Source organism: Rhizobium sp. RHZ02 (assembly GCF_014851575.1).
GTDB classification, from domain to species: Bacteria; Pseudomonadota; Alphaproteobacteria; order Rhizobiales; family Rhizobiaceae; genus Rhizobium; species Rhizobium altiplani.
Window position 1 is genome coordinate 18,486 of record NZ_JACUZX010000003.1, and the last position, 14,431, is coordinate 32,916.

The 14,431-nt window shown below is 59.5% G+C and carries 16 protein-coding genes; 12 read left to right on the plus strand and 4 right to left on the minus strand.

Features of this window, described 5'->3' with window-relative positions:
• Positions 1–121: 121 nt before the first annotated feature.
• On the minus strand, positions 122–619 hold the full coding sequence (locus IB244_RS05580) for a hypothetical protein (protein ID WP_409564049.1): 498 nt from the start codon (positions 617–619) through the stop codon (positions 122–124).
• The gene (locus IB244_RS05585; protein WP_018856222.1) at positions 620–775 is read right to left on the minus strand and encodes a hypothetical protein; all 156 of its coding nucleotides are present in this window, start codon (positions 773–775) and stop codon (positions 620–622) included.
• 297 nt (positions 776–1,072) lie between these two features.
• Here IB244_RS05585 and IB244_RS05590 point away from each other — a divergent pair, with 297 nt between their 5' ends.
• From IB244_RS05590 to IB244_RS05615, 6 genes are all read left to right on the plus strand, one after another.
• The gene (locus tag IB244_RS05590; RefSeq protein ID WP_192303333.1) at positions 1,073–1,612 is read left to right on the plus strand and encodes a cytochrome c oxidase subunit 3; all 540 of its coding nucleotides are present in this window, start codon (positions 1,073–1,075) and stop codon (positions 1,610–1,612) included.
• Positions 1,609–1,896, plus strand: a complete 288-nt coding sequence (locus IB244_RS05595; RefSeq protein ID WP_192303335.1) for a hypothetical protein — start codon at positions 1,609–1,611, stop codon at positions 1,894–1,896. The genes IB244_RS05590 and IB244_RS05595 overlap by 4 nt, the downstream gene beginning before the upstream one ends.
• 356 nt (positions 1,897–2,252) lie before the next feature.
• On the plus strand, positions 2,253–2,705 hold the full coding sequence (locus IB244_RS05600; RefSeq protein WP_018856218.1) for a c-type cytochrome: 453 nt from the start codon (positions 2,253–2,255) through the stop codon (positions 2,703–2,705).
• Positions 2,706–2,722: 17 nt separating this feature from the next.
• On the plus strand, positions 2,723–4,063 hold the full coding sequence (locus IB244_RS05605) for a cbb3-type cytochrome c oxidase subunit I (RefSeq protein WP_018856217.1): 1,341 nt from the start codon (positions 2,723–2,725) through the stop codon (positions 4,061–4,063).
• Between the two features lie 27 nt (positions 4,064–4,090).
• Positions 4,091–4,903, plus strand: a complete 813-nt coding sequence (locus IB244_RS05610) for a CbbQ/NirQ/NorQ/GpvN family protein (RefSeq protein ID WP_062368241.1) — start codon at positions 4,091–4,093, stop codon at positions 4,901–4,903.
• 7 nt (positions 4,904–4,910) lie between these two features.
• Positions 4,911–6,803 (plus strand): nitric oxide reductase activation protein NorD, encoded by a 1,893-nt coding sequence (locus IB244_RS05615; RefSeq protein ID WP_192303337.1) that lies wholly within the window; start codon positions 4,911–4,913, stop codon positions 6,801–6,803.
• Positions 6,804–7,327: 524 nt separating this feature from the next.
• Here the strand turns inward: IB244_RS05615 and hemN are convergent.
• Entirely contained in the window at positions 7,328–8,680 is a 1,353-nt protein-coding gene (gene hemN, locus IB244_RS05620) for an oxygen-independent coproporphyrinogen III oxidase (RefSeq protein ID WP_192303339.1), read from the minus strand.
• 219 nt (positions 8,681–8,899) lie between these two features.
• Here hemN and IB244_RS05625 point away from each other — a divergent pair, with 219 nt between their 5' ends.
• Genes IB244_RS05625 through IB244_RS05645 form a run of 5 tightly spaced genes read left to right on the plus strand, consistent with a single transcriptional unit; the run spans position 8,900 to position 11,660 of the window.
• Positions 8,900–9,184 carry a DUF2249 domain-containing protein gene (locus tag IB244_RS05625; protein WP_062368245.1) on the plus strand — a complete coding sequence of 95 codons (285 nt, stop codon included), beginning with the start codon at positions 8,900–8,902 and terminating at the stop codon, positions 9,182–9,184.
• A gap of 15 nt (positions 9,185–9,199) precedes the next feature.
• Positions 9,200–10,573, plus strand: coding sequence for a hypothetical protein (locus IB244_RS05630; protein WP_192303341.1), 1,374 nt, complete (start codon positions 9,200–9,202; stop codon positions 10,571–10,573).
• Positions 10,557–11,075, plus strand: coding sequence for a DUF2249 domain-containing protein (locus IB244_RS05635; RefSeq protein WP_192240818.1), 519 nt, complete (start codon positions 10,557–10,559; stop codon positions 11,073–11,075). The genes IB244_RS05630 and IB244_RS05635 overlap by 17 nt, the downstream gene beginning before the upstream one ends.
• Positions 11,068–11,370 carry a metal-sulfur cluster assembly factor gene (locus tag IB244_RS05640; protein WP_112644674.1) on the plus strand — a complete coding sequence of 101 codons (303 nt, stop codon included), beginning with the start codon at positions 11,068–11,070 and terminating at the stop codon, positions 11,368–11,370. The genes IB244_RS05635 and IB244_RS05640 overlap by 8 nt, the downstream gene beginning before the upstream one ends.
• A gap of 29 nt (positions 11,371–11,399) precedes the next feature.
• Complete coding sequence (locus IB244_RS05645; protein ID WP_192303343.1) at positions 11,400–11,660, plus strand: DUF6522 family protein; 261 nt, start codon at positions 11,400–11,402, stop codon at positions 11,658–11,660.
• A gap of 180 nt (positions 11,661–11,840) precedes the next feature.
• On the opposite strand, the gene IB244_RS05650 is transcribed toward IB244_RS05645, so the two are convergent.
• Complete coding sequence (locus tag IB244_RS05650) at positions 11,841–13,055, minus strand: NnrS family protein (RefSeq protein WP_192303345.1); 1,215 nt, start codon at positions 13,053–13,055, stop codon at positions 11,841–11,843.
• 201 nt (positions 13,056–13,256) lie between these two features.
• On the opposite strand from IB244_RS05650, the gene nirK reads away from it, so the two are divergent.
• Complete coding sequence (gene nirK / locus IB244_RS05655; protein ID WP_192303347.1) at positions 13,257–14,405, plus strand: copper-containing nitrite reductase; 1,149 nt, start codon at positions 13,257–13,259, stop codon at positions 14,403–14,405.
• The last annotated feature ends 26 nt before the right edge of the window (positions 14,406–14,431 follow it).

Consider the following 14,431-nt stretch of genomic DNA (forward strand, 5'->3'; position numbering starts at 1 on the left):
CCGGTTGAAGATTGGCGGCCCCATTGCCGAGCTGTTCGAGGGTGGCGTCGGTTCCGCCTTTAAAAGGTCGCCGGCGACGACATCACAATCACCCCGAAGCTTACTGTTCAAACAGACGCACTTAGACGATCTCAGTCGCGAGCTGTGCGTCCAGAACGGTCATGCCCTCATGTCGCGCAAGTGCTTTCCGGATCTGCCCTACGATTTCCCGTTCGGCCTTGATGCGTCGCCGCATCAAGCAGAAGAACGATCGCAGGAGATATCCGATGGCATCCCACGACAGCCTGCAGTCGCCGTTCTTCAAAGCCAGCAGGACGTCGACCACCTCTTGCGCGGCATCCATGTCGAACAGCCGTTCGGTGGATCTTCTATTTTCGGCCTCCACGCGATCATGGTCCGGCATGATTGCATGCAGTGACGCAGAAACAACATGTTCCTCCAGGCTATGGGTTGCCTGGAGCAGCGGGATCAGGCCGCCCGTCACGGTGTCACACAGCCTCTCGTCTACGTGGCAGGGAAGAAAATCGGCAATCGCTTCCAGAAGGTCGCACCACGATACAAGCTGCCCGTAGCAGGCCTCGAGCTCGGCGAATTTGTTCGGCATTTGCATGATCGCCATCTACCTTTGCAGAAAGAGGCTTGCGGCGATCGCAACGGCGGCAAGGACGGCTGACACGACGCCCGTCCGCTGCAGGACGCCCATGCGGTAGAGCGTGATTGCGAAAATGACGATCACAGGGGTGGCTATGGAAAGTCCGATCTGGGCGTCGGTCATTATGTTCTCCTTTGAAGCGGACCATAGGCCGGTCGAGAACAGACGTCTTTGAGATCGATCAAAGAGACAACAGCAGGCCCGGAAGCGACGGAAGGAGCAAGAAGAAGTGGGGGAACGGGCTGGCTACTCAATACGAAATGCCAGCCTTTGCCGTCCCGGATATCGTCTAGGACGGCACCAAGGTCTCATGTCTTGGTAAACAAAACCTTGCCGACAGGATTGACCGCTGATGCGAGGACCCTGGGGTTTTTGCGTTTCCTCAAAGAAGAAAGCAGATCCATTGCCTATCGAGGGCGCATGACCTCGACGACATCAGACGATCTCGCGGAGCCTGGAACTGGCGACCTGCTTGTTTGGATTCTTGCCTGGAGCGAACTGGCCGCGTTCGGGGCTCTCCTGGCTGCGTTTGTGATAGCCTCCTGGATTAGTCCGGAGGACTTCCTCGCAGGCAGGGCAAGGCTGGACACCACCATACCCATGGCAAACACGGTCGTCCTGCTTGCAAGCGGTTGGTTTGCCGCAATGGCCGCCCGGCAAACAAGATTGTTGGAGCGGCGGTTATTGTTGCTCGCAGCTGCGGCAGGAGGGTTTCTCTTCACTGCCCTGAAGGTCCATGAGTACGGTCGGGAGGGAGCGTCCCTTCTTTCAAACGACGCGTTCTCGACGCTCTATGTGCTGATAACGGGCTTCCACCTGGCGCATGTGCTCTTCGGCTCTTGCGTGCTCGCCCTGATAGCTCGCTTCCCTTCCCGTGAGAACGTCCACCTGATGACGACCCTGTGGCACGTCATCGACATTGTGTGGCTCGTAATGTTTCCGCTGGTCTACCTTCTATGAAAATCGAAAACCGGACTTCCGCACGTCCGACCAAGGCGCTTGCCTATCTCTTCGCGCTCACCGGATGCATTGCCATCGGATCGACCTATCTAGGCGTCGCATCAAGACCGGCGTTCATGGCGCTTGTGGTCGTTGTTGCGATCGCAAAAGTCAGGTTGGTTGCTGCCGATTTCCTTGGACTTCGCGGTCGCCGTTCGCCGATTTACCCAGCCTTGATTGCATGGGCGATGACCATCCTTTCCATGGCATTGCTGAAGACCCTCGCTTCGAGCACGTTTTTCTAGATCGCACTGGTCCAGAGCAGACAAAGCAATCCGTCGAGCGCGGCAAGGTAATCGGGTCGGTGCCGGCGCAGGTGCCCCTCGCAATGGACGCTATTTTGCTATCGACCGAAGGTGCCGTCGGAGCGGGCTTCGACGTCTTCCCGGTGTCCAGCCCGGCAACGTTGGTCTGTCGACATCCGGCTGCCTTTCTATGACGCCCGCCGCCGAGCTCAGACCTCGCCAACAATGCGTAATCCTTCGCTTGCTTGCGAATTGACAAAGACCCCCCGGCGGAATTCGGCCATCCACCAATAACGAGCCCCTGGCTCGATTTCCGACGTCACGGCGGCACCGCCACTGACATGAAAGGATGATCGATGGCTGAACGCCTGACCAAAACCGCGGCCCGAAACGTGTTCTACGGCGGGTCCGCTTTCTTCTTCGCTATATTCGTGGGCCTTACGGCCCACAGCCACTATTACATTCGAACGGTGTCCACCAACGAGGCGACCCTGACAGAAGGCGTCGCCCGCGGAAAACACATCTGGGAAAAGAACTCCTGCATCAACTGCCATACGCTTGACGGTGAAGGCGCCTACTTCGCGCCGGAACTGTCGAACGTCTGGATACGCTGGGGCGGCGACAAGGATCCGGCAAGTGCCCGCGAGGCGCTTCATGCGTGGATGGCCGCTCAGCCATCAGGCATCGAGGGGCGCAGGCAGATGCCGCAATTCAATTTGACTGACCAGGAGGTCAACGACCTTGCCGATTTCCTCGAATGGGTCAGCAAGACGAACACCCAAAACTGGCCACCGAACCAAGCCGGCTGACAGGAGAGGTTTTTAAGATGAAGTACAAGACTCAGAGCGTTGCGATGCTCTACTTTTACGGAGCGCTCGGCCTCTTCATGGCACAGCTCCTGTTCGGCGTGATCGCGGGCACAATCTACGTGTTGCCCAACACTCTCTCCGTCATGCTGCCTTTCAACATCGTTCGAATGGTACATACGAACGCACTGATCGTATGGCTGCTCATGGGCTTCATGGGCACCACATACTTCCTCCTTCCCGAGGAGTGCGAGACGGAGCTTTACAGTCCGAAACTCGCAAAGGCGCAGTTCTGGATCTTCCTCGTGGCCGCCGCAGTGGCGGTCGTCGGATACCTCTTCCATATTCACGAAGGCCGGGAATTCCTGGAGCAGCCCTTTGCCATCAAGGTCGGTATCGTCATTGTCGCCCTGATGTTCCTGTTCAACGTCACGATGACGGCTCTCAAGGGGCGCAAGACCACCATCACCAACATCCTTCTGTTCGGTCTATGGGGCGTTGCAATCTTCTTCCTGTTCGCCTTCTACAACCCCGTAAACCTTGCGCTGGACAAAATGTACTGGTGGTACGTCGTTCACCTGTGGGTCGAAGGCGTGTGGGAACTGATCATGGCCTCGGTTCTGGCCTTCCTCATGATCAAGTTGAACGGTATCGACCGCGAAGTCGTCGAGAAGTGGCTCTATGTCATCATCGGCCTGGCCCTCTTTTCAGGCATCCTCGGCACCGGCCATCACTATTACTGGATCGGCGCACCGGGATACTGGCAGTGGATCGGCTCGCTGTTCTCCACCCTCGAAGTCGCACCGTTCTTCACCATGGTCGTCTTCACCTTCGTCATGACCTGGAGGGCTGGACGCAAGCATGAGAACAAGGCGGCTCTCCTCTGGTCGATCGGATGTTCTGTAATGGCCTTCTTCGGGGCCGGCGTTTGGGGCTTCCTGCATACGCTGTCGTCGGTGAACTACTACACCCACGGCACGCAGGTCACCGCCGCTCACGGTCACCTCGCCTTCTTCGGTGCATACGTGATGCTGAATCTCGCCGCCATGGCCTACGCCATCCCGCAGATCCGCGGACGCGCGCCATACAACCAGTGGCTCTCGATCAGCAGCTTCTGGATCATGTGCGGGGCAATGTCGGTCATGACTTTCGCGCTGACCTTCGCGGGCGTCATCCAGGTTCATCTGCAGCGCGTTCTCGGTCAGTCCTACATGGACGTCCAGGACCAGCTCGCCCTCTTCTACTGGGTCAGGCTCGGCTCCGGCGTCTTCGTCTTCATCAGCGCGCTGATGTTCATCTGGTCGGTGCTTGTCCCCGGACGCGCACGCATGCCCAACGCAGCAGTACAGCCCGCCGAATAAGGCGGGCCCCCTCACTGGAGATCAGTCATGACAATAGCCCTCAATCATCCGCTGCATCCAAAGGACGAAATTCCCTACTATGCGCCTCAAGGCAATGAATGCGCCCTTTTCGAAAGCGCCTGGACGCGGCAACTTCCGGTCCTGCTAAAGGGCCCGACAGGATGTGGCAAGACCAGGTTCGTACAGCACATGGCAGCCCGCCTGGGGCTGCCCGTATCGACGGTATCCTGCCACGACGACCTGACCGCGGCAGACCTGACCGGTCGCTACCTCCTGAAGGGAGGCGAGACCGTATGGATCGACGGCCCGCTCACAAAGGCGGTTCGCAACGGTGGCATCTGCTATCTCGATGAGATCGTCGAGGCGCGCAAGGACGTGGCAGTGGTCCTCCATCCGCTCACCGACGATCGCCGGATCCTTCCCCTGGAAAGAACCGGCGAGCTTCTCGAGGCACAATCGGGCTTCATGGTCGTCGTTTCCTACAATCCCGGCTACCAGAACCTTATGAAGGCGCTGAAGCCCAGCACGCGGCAGCGTTTCGTCTCGATCGAATTCGACTTTCTGCCGCGGGACAAGGAAATCGCCACCGTCTCGCGCGAGAGCGGGCTTCCTGAAGCCAGGGTCGCGTCTCTCGTCGATCTCGCCCGACGGCTCCGCTCGTTGAAGGGACAGGATCTCGAGGAAGGCGTTTCGACCCGGCTCCTGATTTATTGCGCGACGCTTGTCGAGGCCGGAATTCCCATGGTCGAAGCCGTCAGGGCCGCAATTATTGAACCACTGACCGACGAGGCCGATGTCAAGGCGGCGCTCGTTGAAGTTGCCAAGGCGACGATAGGCTAGGTGCGAGATGCTTGAGTTTCTGGAGCTGGAAGAAACCGTTGGACGCACCTGGCATCGCCTCGTAGGCGATACCAGCTCCTGGAAGCGCCATCCGGAGCACGCTGTCCATCTTGCCGACCTAAAGGCGCAGCTCGCGGTCTGCTTCCGCGCCTTTGGTGGTGGGCGCACGCTTCAGATCCAGAAAGCGCGCCAGAAAACCTCGTCTCATCGTCTGCGGCTTCGCCAGGTTGTCGGTCTCGGCGAGGAAAGAAGCGATCATCCATCCTGGGACAGTTCCGCGATCCATCTACCGGCCATGATCGACCTCTTCCACGACGAGAGGCTCAATCGTGACCTCTACTTCTGGCTCGCGGGATATATCGCTGTCGCACAGATGCCGGGGCCGGCCTCCAGCGACAGGATGCTGGGCGACATCGCCCGGATCGAGGCGGGGCGCAGCAATTGCGCGCGGTTGGTCAGGGAATTCCCCGGAATGGCAGAGCGATATGCCCGCCTCAGCCATGCGGTCCTTTCCTGCCGCGTTCGCGGGAAACTCCCTCAGGCAGAGATGCTTGTTGAAGATTTCGTGAAGAGTGCCCTCTCCTTCCCCTTGGAGCATGTCCTGCCGTCGGGGTGCCGGCCCGCTCTTGCGGCGGCTCCTCCCGGATACCTGCCGATGCTACCCGTTCCCCTCTGGCCCGACTTCACTGGGCGGGCGGAATGCCAACCGACCGACCGAGACGACCTCCCATCCGACGACACATCGTCTGATGACGATGGAAAGCGAGTTTCTCACGAGGCAAAGCGAAAGGACGATGCCACCGACCGAAAGCGCGACCCGTTTATTCTCAACCGCTTCGAGAAGATTCTCGCCATGGCGGAAATGGTCAATGTAGACCGCCCGACAGACGACAGGGAGGACGACGAACCGTCGGCTGCCGACGAGCTCGACGACATCACGCTCAGCGGAACCAAGGAGCGGCCGAAGTCAAAGTTCCACTTCGATCTCGACCTCTCCCCCGAAGCCGTTGATCCTTCGCGAATAGAAGGCGAGTTGCTCTATCCGGAATGGAATTTCAGGACACAACAGTACGCTGAAGACCATTGCCGGGTTGTGCTCGGGACAATTCAGGACGCGAAGATTTCCCCGATTGCAGGCGACCAGTCCGTGATCCGGAAGGTACGCAAGCAGTTCGAGATCCTTCGGCCACGACGCGAGATCTGCCGAGCACAGTTGGACGGAAACGAAATCGATCTTGAAGCGGTGGTGCGCTCGCGCATCGATCTTCTGGCCACCGGTTATCCCGATGACCGCATCTACGAATCGTCGCGTCCTGCGGCCCATGAGCTGGCCACATCCATTTTGGTCGACGTCTCGCTATCCACGGATTCGTGGCTCGACAATCGGCGGGTGCTCGACGTGGAGATGCAGGCGCTTAACGTGCTGGCTCGTGGCCTCGACGCCTGCGGCGACAGCTTTGCGATCGACACGTTCACGTCTCGCCGACACAGCTGGATCCGGGTGGACAGTGTGAAGCGCTTCGAGGAGATGTTCTCCGCCACGACCGCCAGGCGCATCGCCAGCTTGAAGCCCGGCTATTACACCCGCATGGGCGCGGCGATCCGACACGTGTCTAAGCAACTCGACTTGCAGGGGGCAAGGAAGAAGCTGCTGCTGATTCTGACCGACGGAAAGCCGAACGACGTGGACCATTACGAAGGCCGGTTCGCGCTCGAGGACTCCCGGCGGGCGGTGATGGAGGCCCGCAATCGCGGCCAGGCAGTGTTTGCGGTCACAGTCGACCGCAATGCTGGCGATTACCTTCCCGCGATCTTCGGGCGGTCGGGCTTCTCGCTGGTCTCGAATATTGCGAAGCTTCCGAGTGCTCTTCCTGTGATCTATCGAAACCTGACGGCATAGCGGGGCTACGATCACTGCCAGGGGCGTATGTGCGGTCGTCTGTGCGGGCGGTCCAGGCGGTTCTTTTGGCATTGGATGGGGGCCGACGTCGAGGCTGAGGGGCTGGAAAGATTTCCGGCGGCGATCGCGCAAGCCAAGTCGCCCTTGGTTCTGCGGCTGGTTACCCGCAAAAGGGTTGCCGGACAGGAGCATCGAAACAACGATGTTGCCATCTCGCGGACCATCCCATGTCACGCCGATCGTTTGACGAACGATGCCGCCTTCTGGCGGCGAGTTTCACCGAAACTGGCTCACCGCGAACTTCCATCCACGAGATGCTGCGCGACAGGATTGAGATGGGCAGGCCGGCGACGGTGCTCGCAAGGGGAGCCTGGCCGCCAACCCTGCCAATGGCGACGAGCGAGACCCCAGAGATTGCCGGAAATGGCGGATACGGTCTGGCGGGTTGCGTCTGGCCGAAACCGTCCCGGCCAGCAGAGAAGGCGAAAGGTCAACACCCCATGAAGAAGCGGGCGCCGATCAGCTTAGGCTGCCTTGCTGTGAGATCGTCCCAAGGACCCGAAATAGGCGTCGAACGCGGCAGCAACCGCCCTGACCATAAAGCGGGAGCTGCGGGAAACGACCACCCGGCCCTCCTCGATCGTGACTACGCCGTCCGAGACAAGCGCCTGCAACCGGTCGTTCCTGTCGAGCAGAAAACCGCTCTCGTATCCTGATTCCTCGGCCAGCTTCGGCAGATCCACCTCGAAGTCACACATCAGGCGCTCGATCACTTTGGCACGAAGCTTGTCTTCCCCGGTTAGCATATAGCCTTTCGCCGTGGGCAAAACACCGGATGCGACCCGTTCAGCATAGCGGCCCAACGCCACATGATTTTGGTAGTAACCGGACGGCAGCCTTCCTATCGCGGAGGCGCCAAGGCCGATCAGGGTGGCACAGTCATCCGTGGTGTAACCTTGGAAGTTCCTGTGGAGGGTGCCGGCGCTGGAGGCGACTGCGAGCTCGTCACCTGGCAGCGCAAAGTGATCCAGGCCAATGCGGACATAGCCACAGTTGACAAGTTCCTCCGCCACCGCCTCGGCCTGCTCGTTTCGCTGCGCGGCATCCGGCAACGCGGCTTCATCTATAAGCCGTTGATGCTTCTTGAAGGCCGGGACATGAGCATATCCAAAAACCGCGAAGCGCTCGGGGCTCAATTCGACTGCCTGTCTGACCGTATCCACGCACGATTGGACAGTTTGATGTGGCAGGCCATAGATCAGGTCGAAATTGATGCTCGTCACCCCGAAGGAGCGCAACCCTGCGACGGCTGCCTGGGTCTGACCAAAGGTCTGGATGCGGTTGATGGCCTTCTGTACGACGGGATCGAAACTCTGCACGCCGAGGCTGGCACGATCAACGCCGTTCTCTCCCATCGCCGCGATCATTTCTGGCGCGAGTGTGCGCGGGTCGATTTCGACGGCCACGCTGGCGTCGTGCTCGAACTGAAAGGCGCTCCTGAGTTTCATCATGAGCGCCGCGAACTCATGGGGCTTCATGATCGTTGGTGTTCCACCTCCGAAGTGGACGTTCTTGACCGGCACATTGTTTCGGGCCGCAAACGACACCAGTTCGATCTCCTGGCTCATGACGTCGAGATATTCCAGGATCGGTGCGTCCTGCCGGGTGATGGTCGTGTGGCAACCACAGTACCAGCACATCGAGCGGCAAAAGGGCACGTGCAGATAGATCGAGACAGGGTCCGAGGCGGATATGGCTTGAAGCCCTTGCGCGTATTCGTCAGGTCCAACTGTCGCAGCGAATGCCGGTGCGGTTGGATAGCTTGTGTAGCGCGGGAGTCGGGCGTCGCCGTATTTGGCGACCAGAGCTTCCGACATGTCGATCTCCTTTCTTGAGGATCATCGCGCTCTTATGTCTGCCCGCCGCCTGCATTTCCTTGTCATATGTCAATGAAAACGAATTCGCACGGGTCAAACCTCCTCGATGTTTGTTCGCTGTCAAAGTGCCCCAATCCGCGCAAGCCTATCGTTGCCAACTGACAACGGATGCGCCGCGGTCCCGTCGATCATCATGCCAGCGGCTGAAGGAACAATCACATGACTGACGCGCCCTCCACGCAAAGCGAAATCACGCATATCGACGTGCGTGTACTGCCGCCATTTGAGCGTCATCCCCAAATCTTCGGCACGCTGCATACGCTGACGCCTGGAAAGGTTTTGCATATCACCAGTGATCACGAACCCCGGCCGCTTCAATACCAGTTGGAAACGGCACTTCCTGGAAAGTTTTCCTGGGAATACCTGGAGCAGGGGCCGGAGGTCTGGCGTGTGGAGATCACCCGTCTCGACGCCGGCTGCGACTGCTGCTGCGGCAGCCACTAGCACCGGAGAAGCACGATGATGCCAATGGGCGCCAGTCTGTCGCGATGGACCATGTGCTACTTCGGCGCAGCGCTCCTCTTTCTGCTGTTTGCGGAGGTTCTGCTGTCAACAGGAAGCTGGGCGCCATCCGTCGACGTCAGCGATCCTCGCGCCCTCATCGTCGTGCACTCTGTAACGATTGGATGGCTTGCCCTCTTGATGATTGGCGCACTGCTGCAGTTCGCACCGGTTCTTACGGGGTTGAGCCTTCCCAAAGGACGGTACGACGTCCTTGGCCTCGGCGGCATCGTCGCCGGGCTTGCTCTTCTGCTGCTGGGCTTCCATCTGATCGACCGTGGATCCGAAGTCGCGGGCGGGGTGATGCTCGCTGCGGTCACCGCTCTGGCGCCTTCGCTTTCCTGGGTGGGAACTGCGTTGCTGCTGGTGCTGTGGCGCGGTCGCAAAAGCCATCCTGCATCGCCCCTCGTCCTGATCGCAATCGGTTGCCTCGCGGCAACAGCCGCCCTCGGCTCGCTCTTTGCTGTAACCGTTTCGGGTGTCTCCCAGGCACCGGTTTTCATCGTCCTTCTGCTCCACGGGATTCCCTTCCACGCAAGCTTCGGCCTCGGGGGGTGGATGACGCTGGCGGCCATCGGCGTAAGCTATAAATTGCTCCCGATGTTCCTGTTGTCCGACGACATGAAGCGGGCGCAGCTTATCGCCAACATGGCTGGCGTGAGTATGGCCGTGCTGGCGGTGGCGACTGCGATTTCACTGACGTGGCCGACCGTTTCCCAATGGTTGCTGGCAGCGGCAGCAATAGTGTTCGCTGTAGCGATCGCCATATATGTACTGGAGTTGATATCGGCCTACAAAGGACGCCGCCGCGGGCCTCTGGAGGTGAACATGTCCGGATCACTGCCGGCCTTCACGCTACTCGGACTGTCAATGTCGATGCTGGCCACAGGCCTCGCATCCAATGTGGGGAGCCATTTTCTCGCAGCCGCGGTCTATCTGTTCGTCTTCGGCTGGCTGACGGGCCTGGGTCTTGCCCAATTGCTCAAGATCGTTCCCTTCCTGACGTGGATCGAGGTTTTCGGCCCCCTCCTCGGACGCCGGCAGACGCCGCGTCTCTCCGATCTCGTATCGGGAGGCAGGGCCGCGATCTGGCTTTGGCTCTTCTACGGCGCGGTTGTCGTCGCGTCGTTTGCAATATCTTTGGCTTTTGACGGCCTTTTCCGTGTTGCCGTCATCCTCCAGACCTTCTCGACCGCTGCTCTCATCATCGAGCTTGTCCTTGCTCGCTCACTCGCAAATATAGATGCTTCGATGAAGACAGCACCATTCAAAAAGCCGGCGCTTCTTTTCGCCGTTAATCAAAGGGGTAACGCCAATGGTTCAGCTTCGTGAACTCGACGTACGTCAGATCCTGCGGGACGGCGGGATGCCGTTCCAATTGATCATGGATACCGTCTCCAGCCTTGATCCTGGCGAGGGACTTAGGCTCCATGTGATATTCCAGCCGGTTCCCCTGATCCGTCAGCTCGAGCAGCGGGGCTACTCGCACGTCGCTCGAAAGCTTTCGGACGATGACTGGGAGATCGATTTCGTCCCGGGCGACCAAGCTGTCGAACCTGAGCCGGCGGCCCCGGCGACGGAAGCCATCTGGCCCGATCCGGTTTGGAACCTCGATCTAACCGACCTTCCGCCTCCCGAACCGATGGAGCGTATCCTCGCGCGGCTCGAGACGATGGAAAGCGGCGAAGTCCTTTTCGCCCTGCTGAACCGTGAACCGGTTTTTCTCTTCAATGAGCTGAAGGACCGCGGCCATGAGTGGATCGGGAACTTCGACGACAGCGGAAAGGTTTACAGGATCATGATCAGAGCGACGCCGGCAGGTTCGGATGGCTGATCTCTCTGCGAATATGATCCTCGACGTGCTCCGGGGAATCAAGGACCCGGAGGTCGGAACCAGCATCGTGGACCTGGGTCTCATCTACGAGATAGATACCGACCCCACAGGCATCGTAAGGATCAAGATGACCACGACCACGCGCTTCTGTCCGGTATCGGGCTTCATCGTCGAGGCGGTAAAGAACCGTGCCGCCGAGGTCGACGGCGTGATCGATGTCGTTGTCGATCTCGTCTACGATCCTCCATGGTCGCCAGACATGGCCGCGCTGTTTTCATTCGAGCAGCCAGCCTGACGACGGCCAAGATAGAAAGGCATCAAACTGTGAACATCGACCTTGATAACCTGGCCGTAGACGCTTCCTATCTGGCAGGCCGGTTTGGCCTGTCGGCAGAGACGCTTCGAGGCTACATGAAGCGGGGCCTTGTCCGTGGCACAGTCGAGGCCGGTGTTGGTGACGACGCCGGCAGGACGCGCCTCTCTGTCCGCTTCGGCAACCGCATGTGGATTGCAATCGTGAGCTCAAACGGCAGCGTTTTGAGCGAAGAGACAAGATTTGTCGCGAAGGGACCGCAGGGCTCGTAATCGGGTACGAAACGGTTGCCCACCCTGTCGCTTGTTCCCGCTCGACCCTCTGGAGCGTTCCCTTGCTGACGGCCGCGACCTTGTGAGCGCCACAGGACCGTCATCGCGCGTCTTGCCGCTTCCCCTTTCGGCTGTCGGACGACCGCGCGGAAACGCTCGGCGCGGAACGCTGCCAGACACTCATTTTCCCCTGACGGTCAACGGCTTGCGGCCAGTGCAGAGCATCGGGGCATGCTCGAATGCAAACATTGCCAACGCAGCCATCCATCCGATCGCCGAAGTCATCAATATCTGTGCAGTGAACGATGGCGCGATTTCTGCAAGCGGTCGCAGAAGAGCCACGAAGGCAAGAACAACATAGGATGCATTCGTCATCCTGCTCGATTTGAGCTTGCGTCCGGTATGGCCGCGAGTGGCACGCGTCATGACGGCCAGCATCATCAGCGAAATGGCGCCGATGGCGAAGACATGCAGCACTGCGATCTGGGGTAGGCCCGCGGCACCAAGAGCGACGGCGGCAAATCCCAATGGCACGAAGGCAAAGGCGGCATGTAGAACGAACACGATCGGCTCCGCCCAGGTGGTCCAGCCGCGCCAACGGTACAGGCGAATGACATTCATCACCGTCGCGACAGCGGCGACGATGCCGGTCGCGATCGCGTCTGGCCAGACCGCCCAGGATCCGAGCGCGACTGCGCCCACGATGATCGTTGCCGCGTCATACCGATTGTACGGTACGGGAAAGTCGGTTCGCCCGAACTGGTTCAGCCAGTTGCGGGTAAAACTGGGAAGGATTCGGCCGCCGACGATTGTCACCAACAGCACGTAGGCGCTCAGCCCGAGACGAATAGGCAGCTCGGGGTTTATCCCGTTGATTGCCTTCACCTGGAAGCAGATGTTGGCGACGGACAGGATGAAAAGCCCGGCGACAACCTTCAGGTCCTTCCATTTCTTGCCTGCGACTACTTCTCGCGTGCACAGGACAAGCATTGCGGGCAAGAAGAGGGCGTCGACAAAAGCGGCTGCCACAAGCCCTGTAAGACCGCTCGCCAACATCGCGAGGCGGCCAGCGCACCAGATTGAGAACAGGAAGGCCAGCGGTCGCCCGGCTATCGGAAGTCTGCCCGTCCAGTTCGGTATCGCCGTGAGCAGAAATCCCGCCAGGATTGCCGGCGCGAAGCCGAACAGCATCTCGTGGGCGTGCCAATATAGTGTCCCATAGTCTTCAGCGACCGGAACGCCAAGCGTCAGATAAGCGGTCCAGAGGCCCATGCTGACAATGCCCCAAAGCGCGGATGCTAGAAAGAATGGCCGGAAGCCATACGAGAAGAGGACAAGGCCGGTCCGCGACATGCCGCGGGGGACGCGCGTCTCGGCGTCCATGGTCTTCTGCATGATCGTAGTCTCCAAATTGACGGCCAAGCAATGCCAAGTTTTGGAGCGCAGGTCGTTGATATTACGCAAATAGGGACAGTACAACTTTGCGCTGCCACAAATAGCAAATTTGCGCCAAGTCAAAGAGTTTGACCGCCTTTTCTCTACTCTCCTTGTCGACAGGGCGGGGTTCGCTCGCTCTTCGACCACAGGAGTTGGGAAATGACAAACACTATGCAAATGACCCGGCGCACCATGCTGACCGGCGCCGCTGTCGCAGGGGCGCTTACACCCATCATCGTCGCGAGCACCGCTGCCCATGCCGACGATCATGCCGCCCCCGCGGAACTCAAGGGTGCCAAGAAGGTCGACCTGTCGAAGCTGGCTCGTGAAAAGGTCGAACTCGTAAAGCCGCCGTTTGTGCACGCTCACGATCAGAAGGCCAAGGGTGGCCCAAGGATCAAGGAATTCACGCTTACCATCGAAGAAAAGAAGATGGTGCTGGACAAGGACGGCACGGAAGTGAACGCCATGACGTTCAACGGCTCGGTCCCCGGCCCGCTGATGGTTGTCCACCAGGATGATTATGTCGAGCTGACGCTTGTCAATCCCGAAACCAACACGATGCAGCATAACATCGACTTCCACGCCGCGACCGGCGGCCTTGGGGGTGGCGCTCTGACCGTCGTGAACCCCGGTGAAAGCACCGTCCTTCGCTTCAAAGCCACGAAGGCAGGCGTCTTCGTCTACCACTGCGCTCCTCCCGGAATGGTGCCTTGGCACGTGACATCGGGGATGAACGGGGCAATCATGGTGCTGCCGCGTGAAGGCCTGACAGACGGTCACGGAAAGCCGCTCGTCTATGACAAGGTCTATTATGTTGGAGAACAGGACTTCTACATCCCTCGGGATGAAACCGGGAAATTCAAGAAATACGAAAGCCCCGGCGAGGCCTACGAGGACACCGTTGCGGTGATGAAGACCCTTACGCCGACCCATATCGTCTTCAACGGCGCGGTCGGTGCACTGACTGGCGACAACGCGATGACCGCCAAGGTCGGCGAAACGGTCCTGATCATTCATTCGCAGGCCAACCGTGACACGCGTCCGCATCTCATCGGTGGCCATGGCGAATACGTCTGGGCAACCGGCAAGTTCGCCAACGTGCCCGACATCGACCAGGAGACCTGGTTCATTCCGGGCGGTACCGCAGGCGCTGCGATTTACACCTTTGCTCAGCCTGGCATCTACGCCTACGTGAACCACAACCTGATCGAGGCGTTCGAGCTTGGTGCGGCGGCCCACTTCAAGGTCACGGGGGACTGGAACGACGATCTCATGACGTCGGTCAAGAGCCCGCAAGCAAGTTGACCATTGGCGGGGGAGGTGCGCGGACG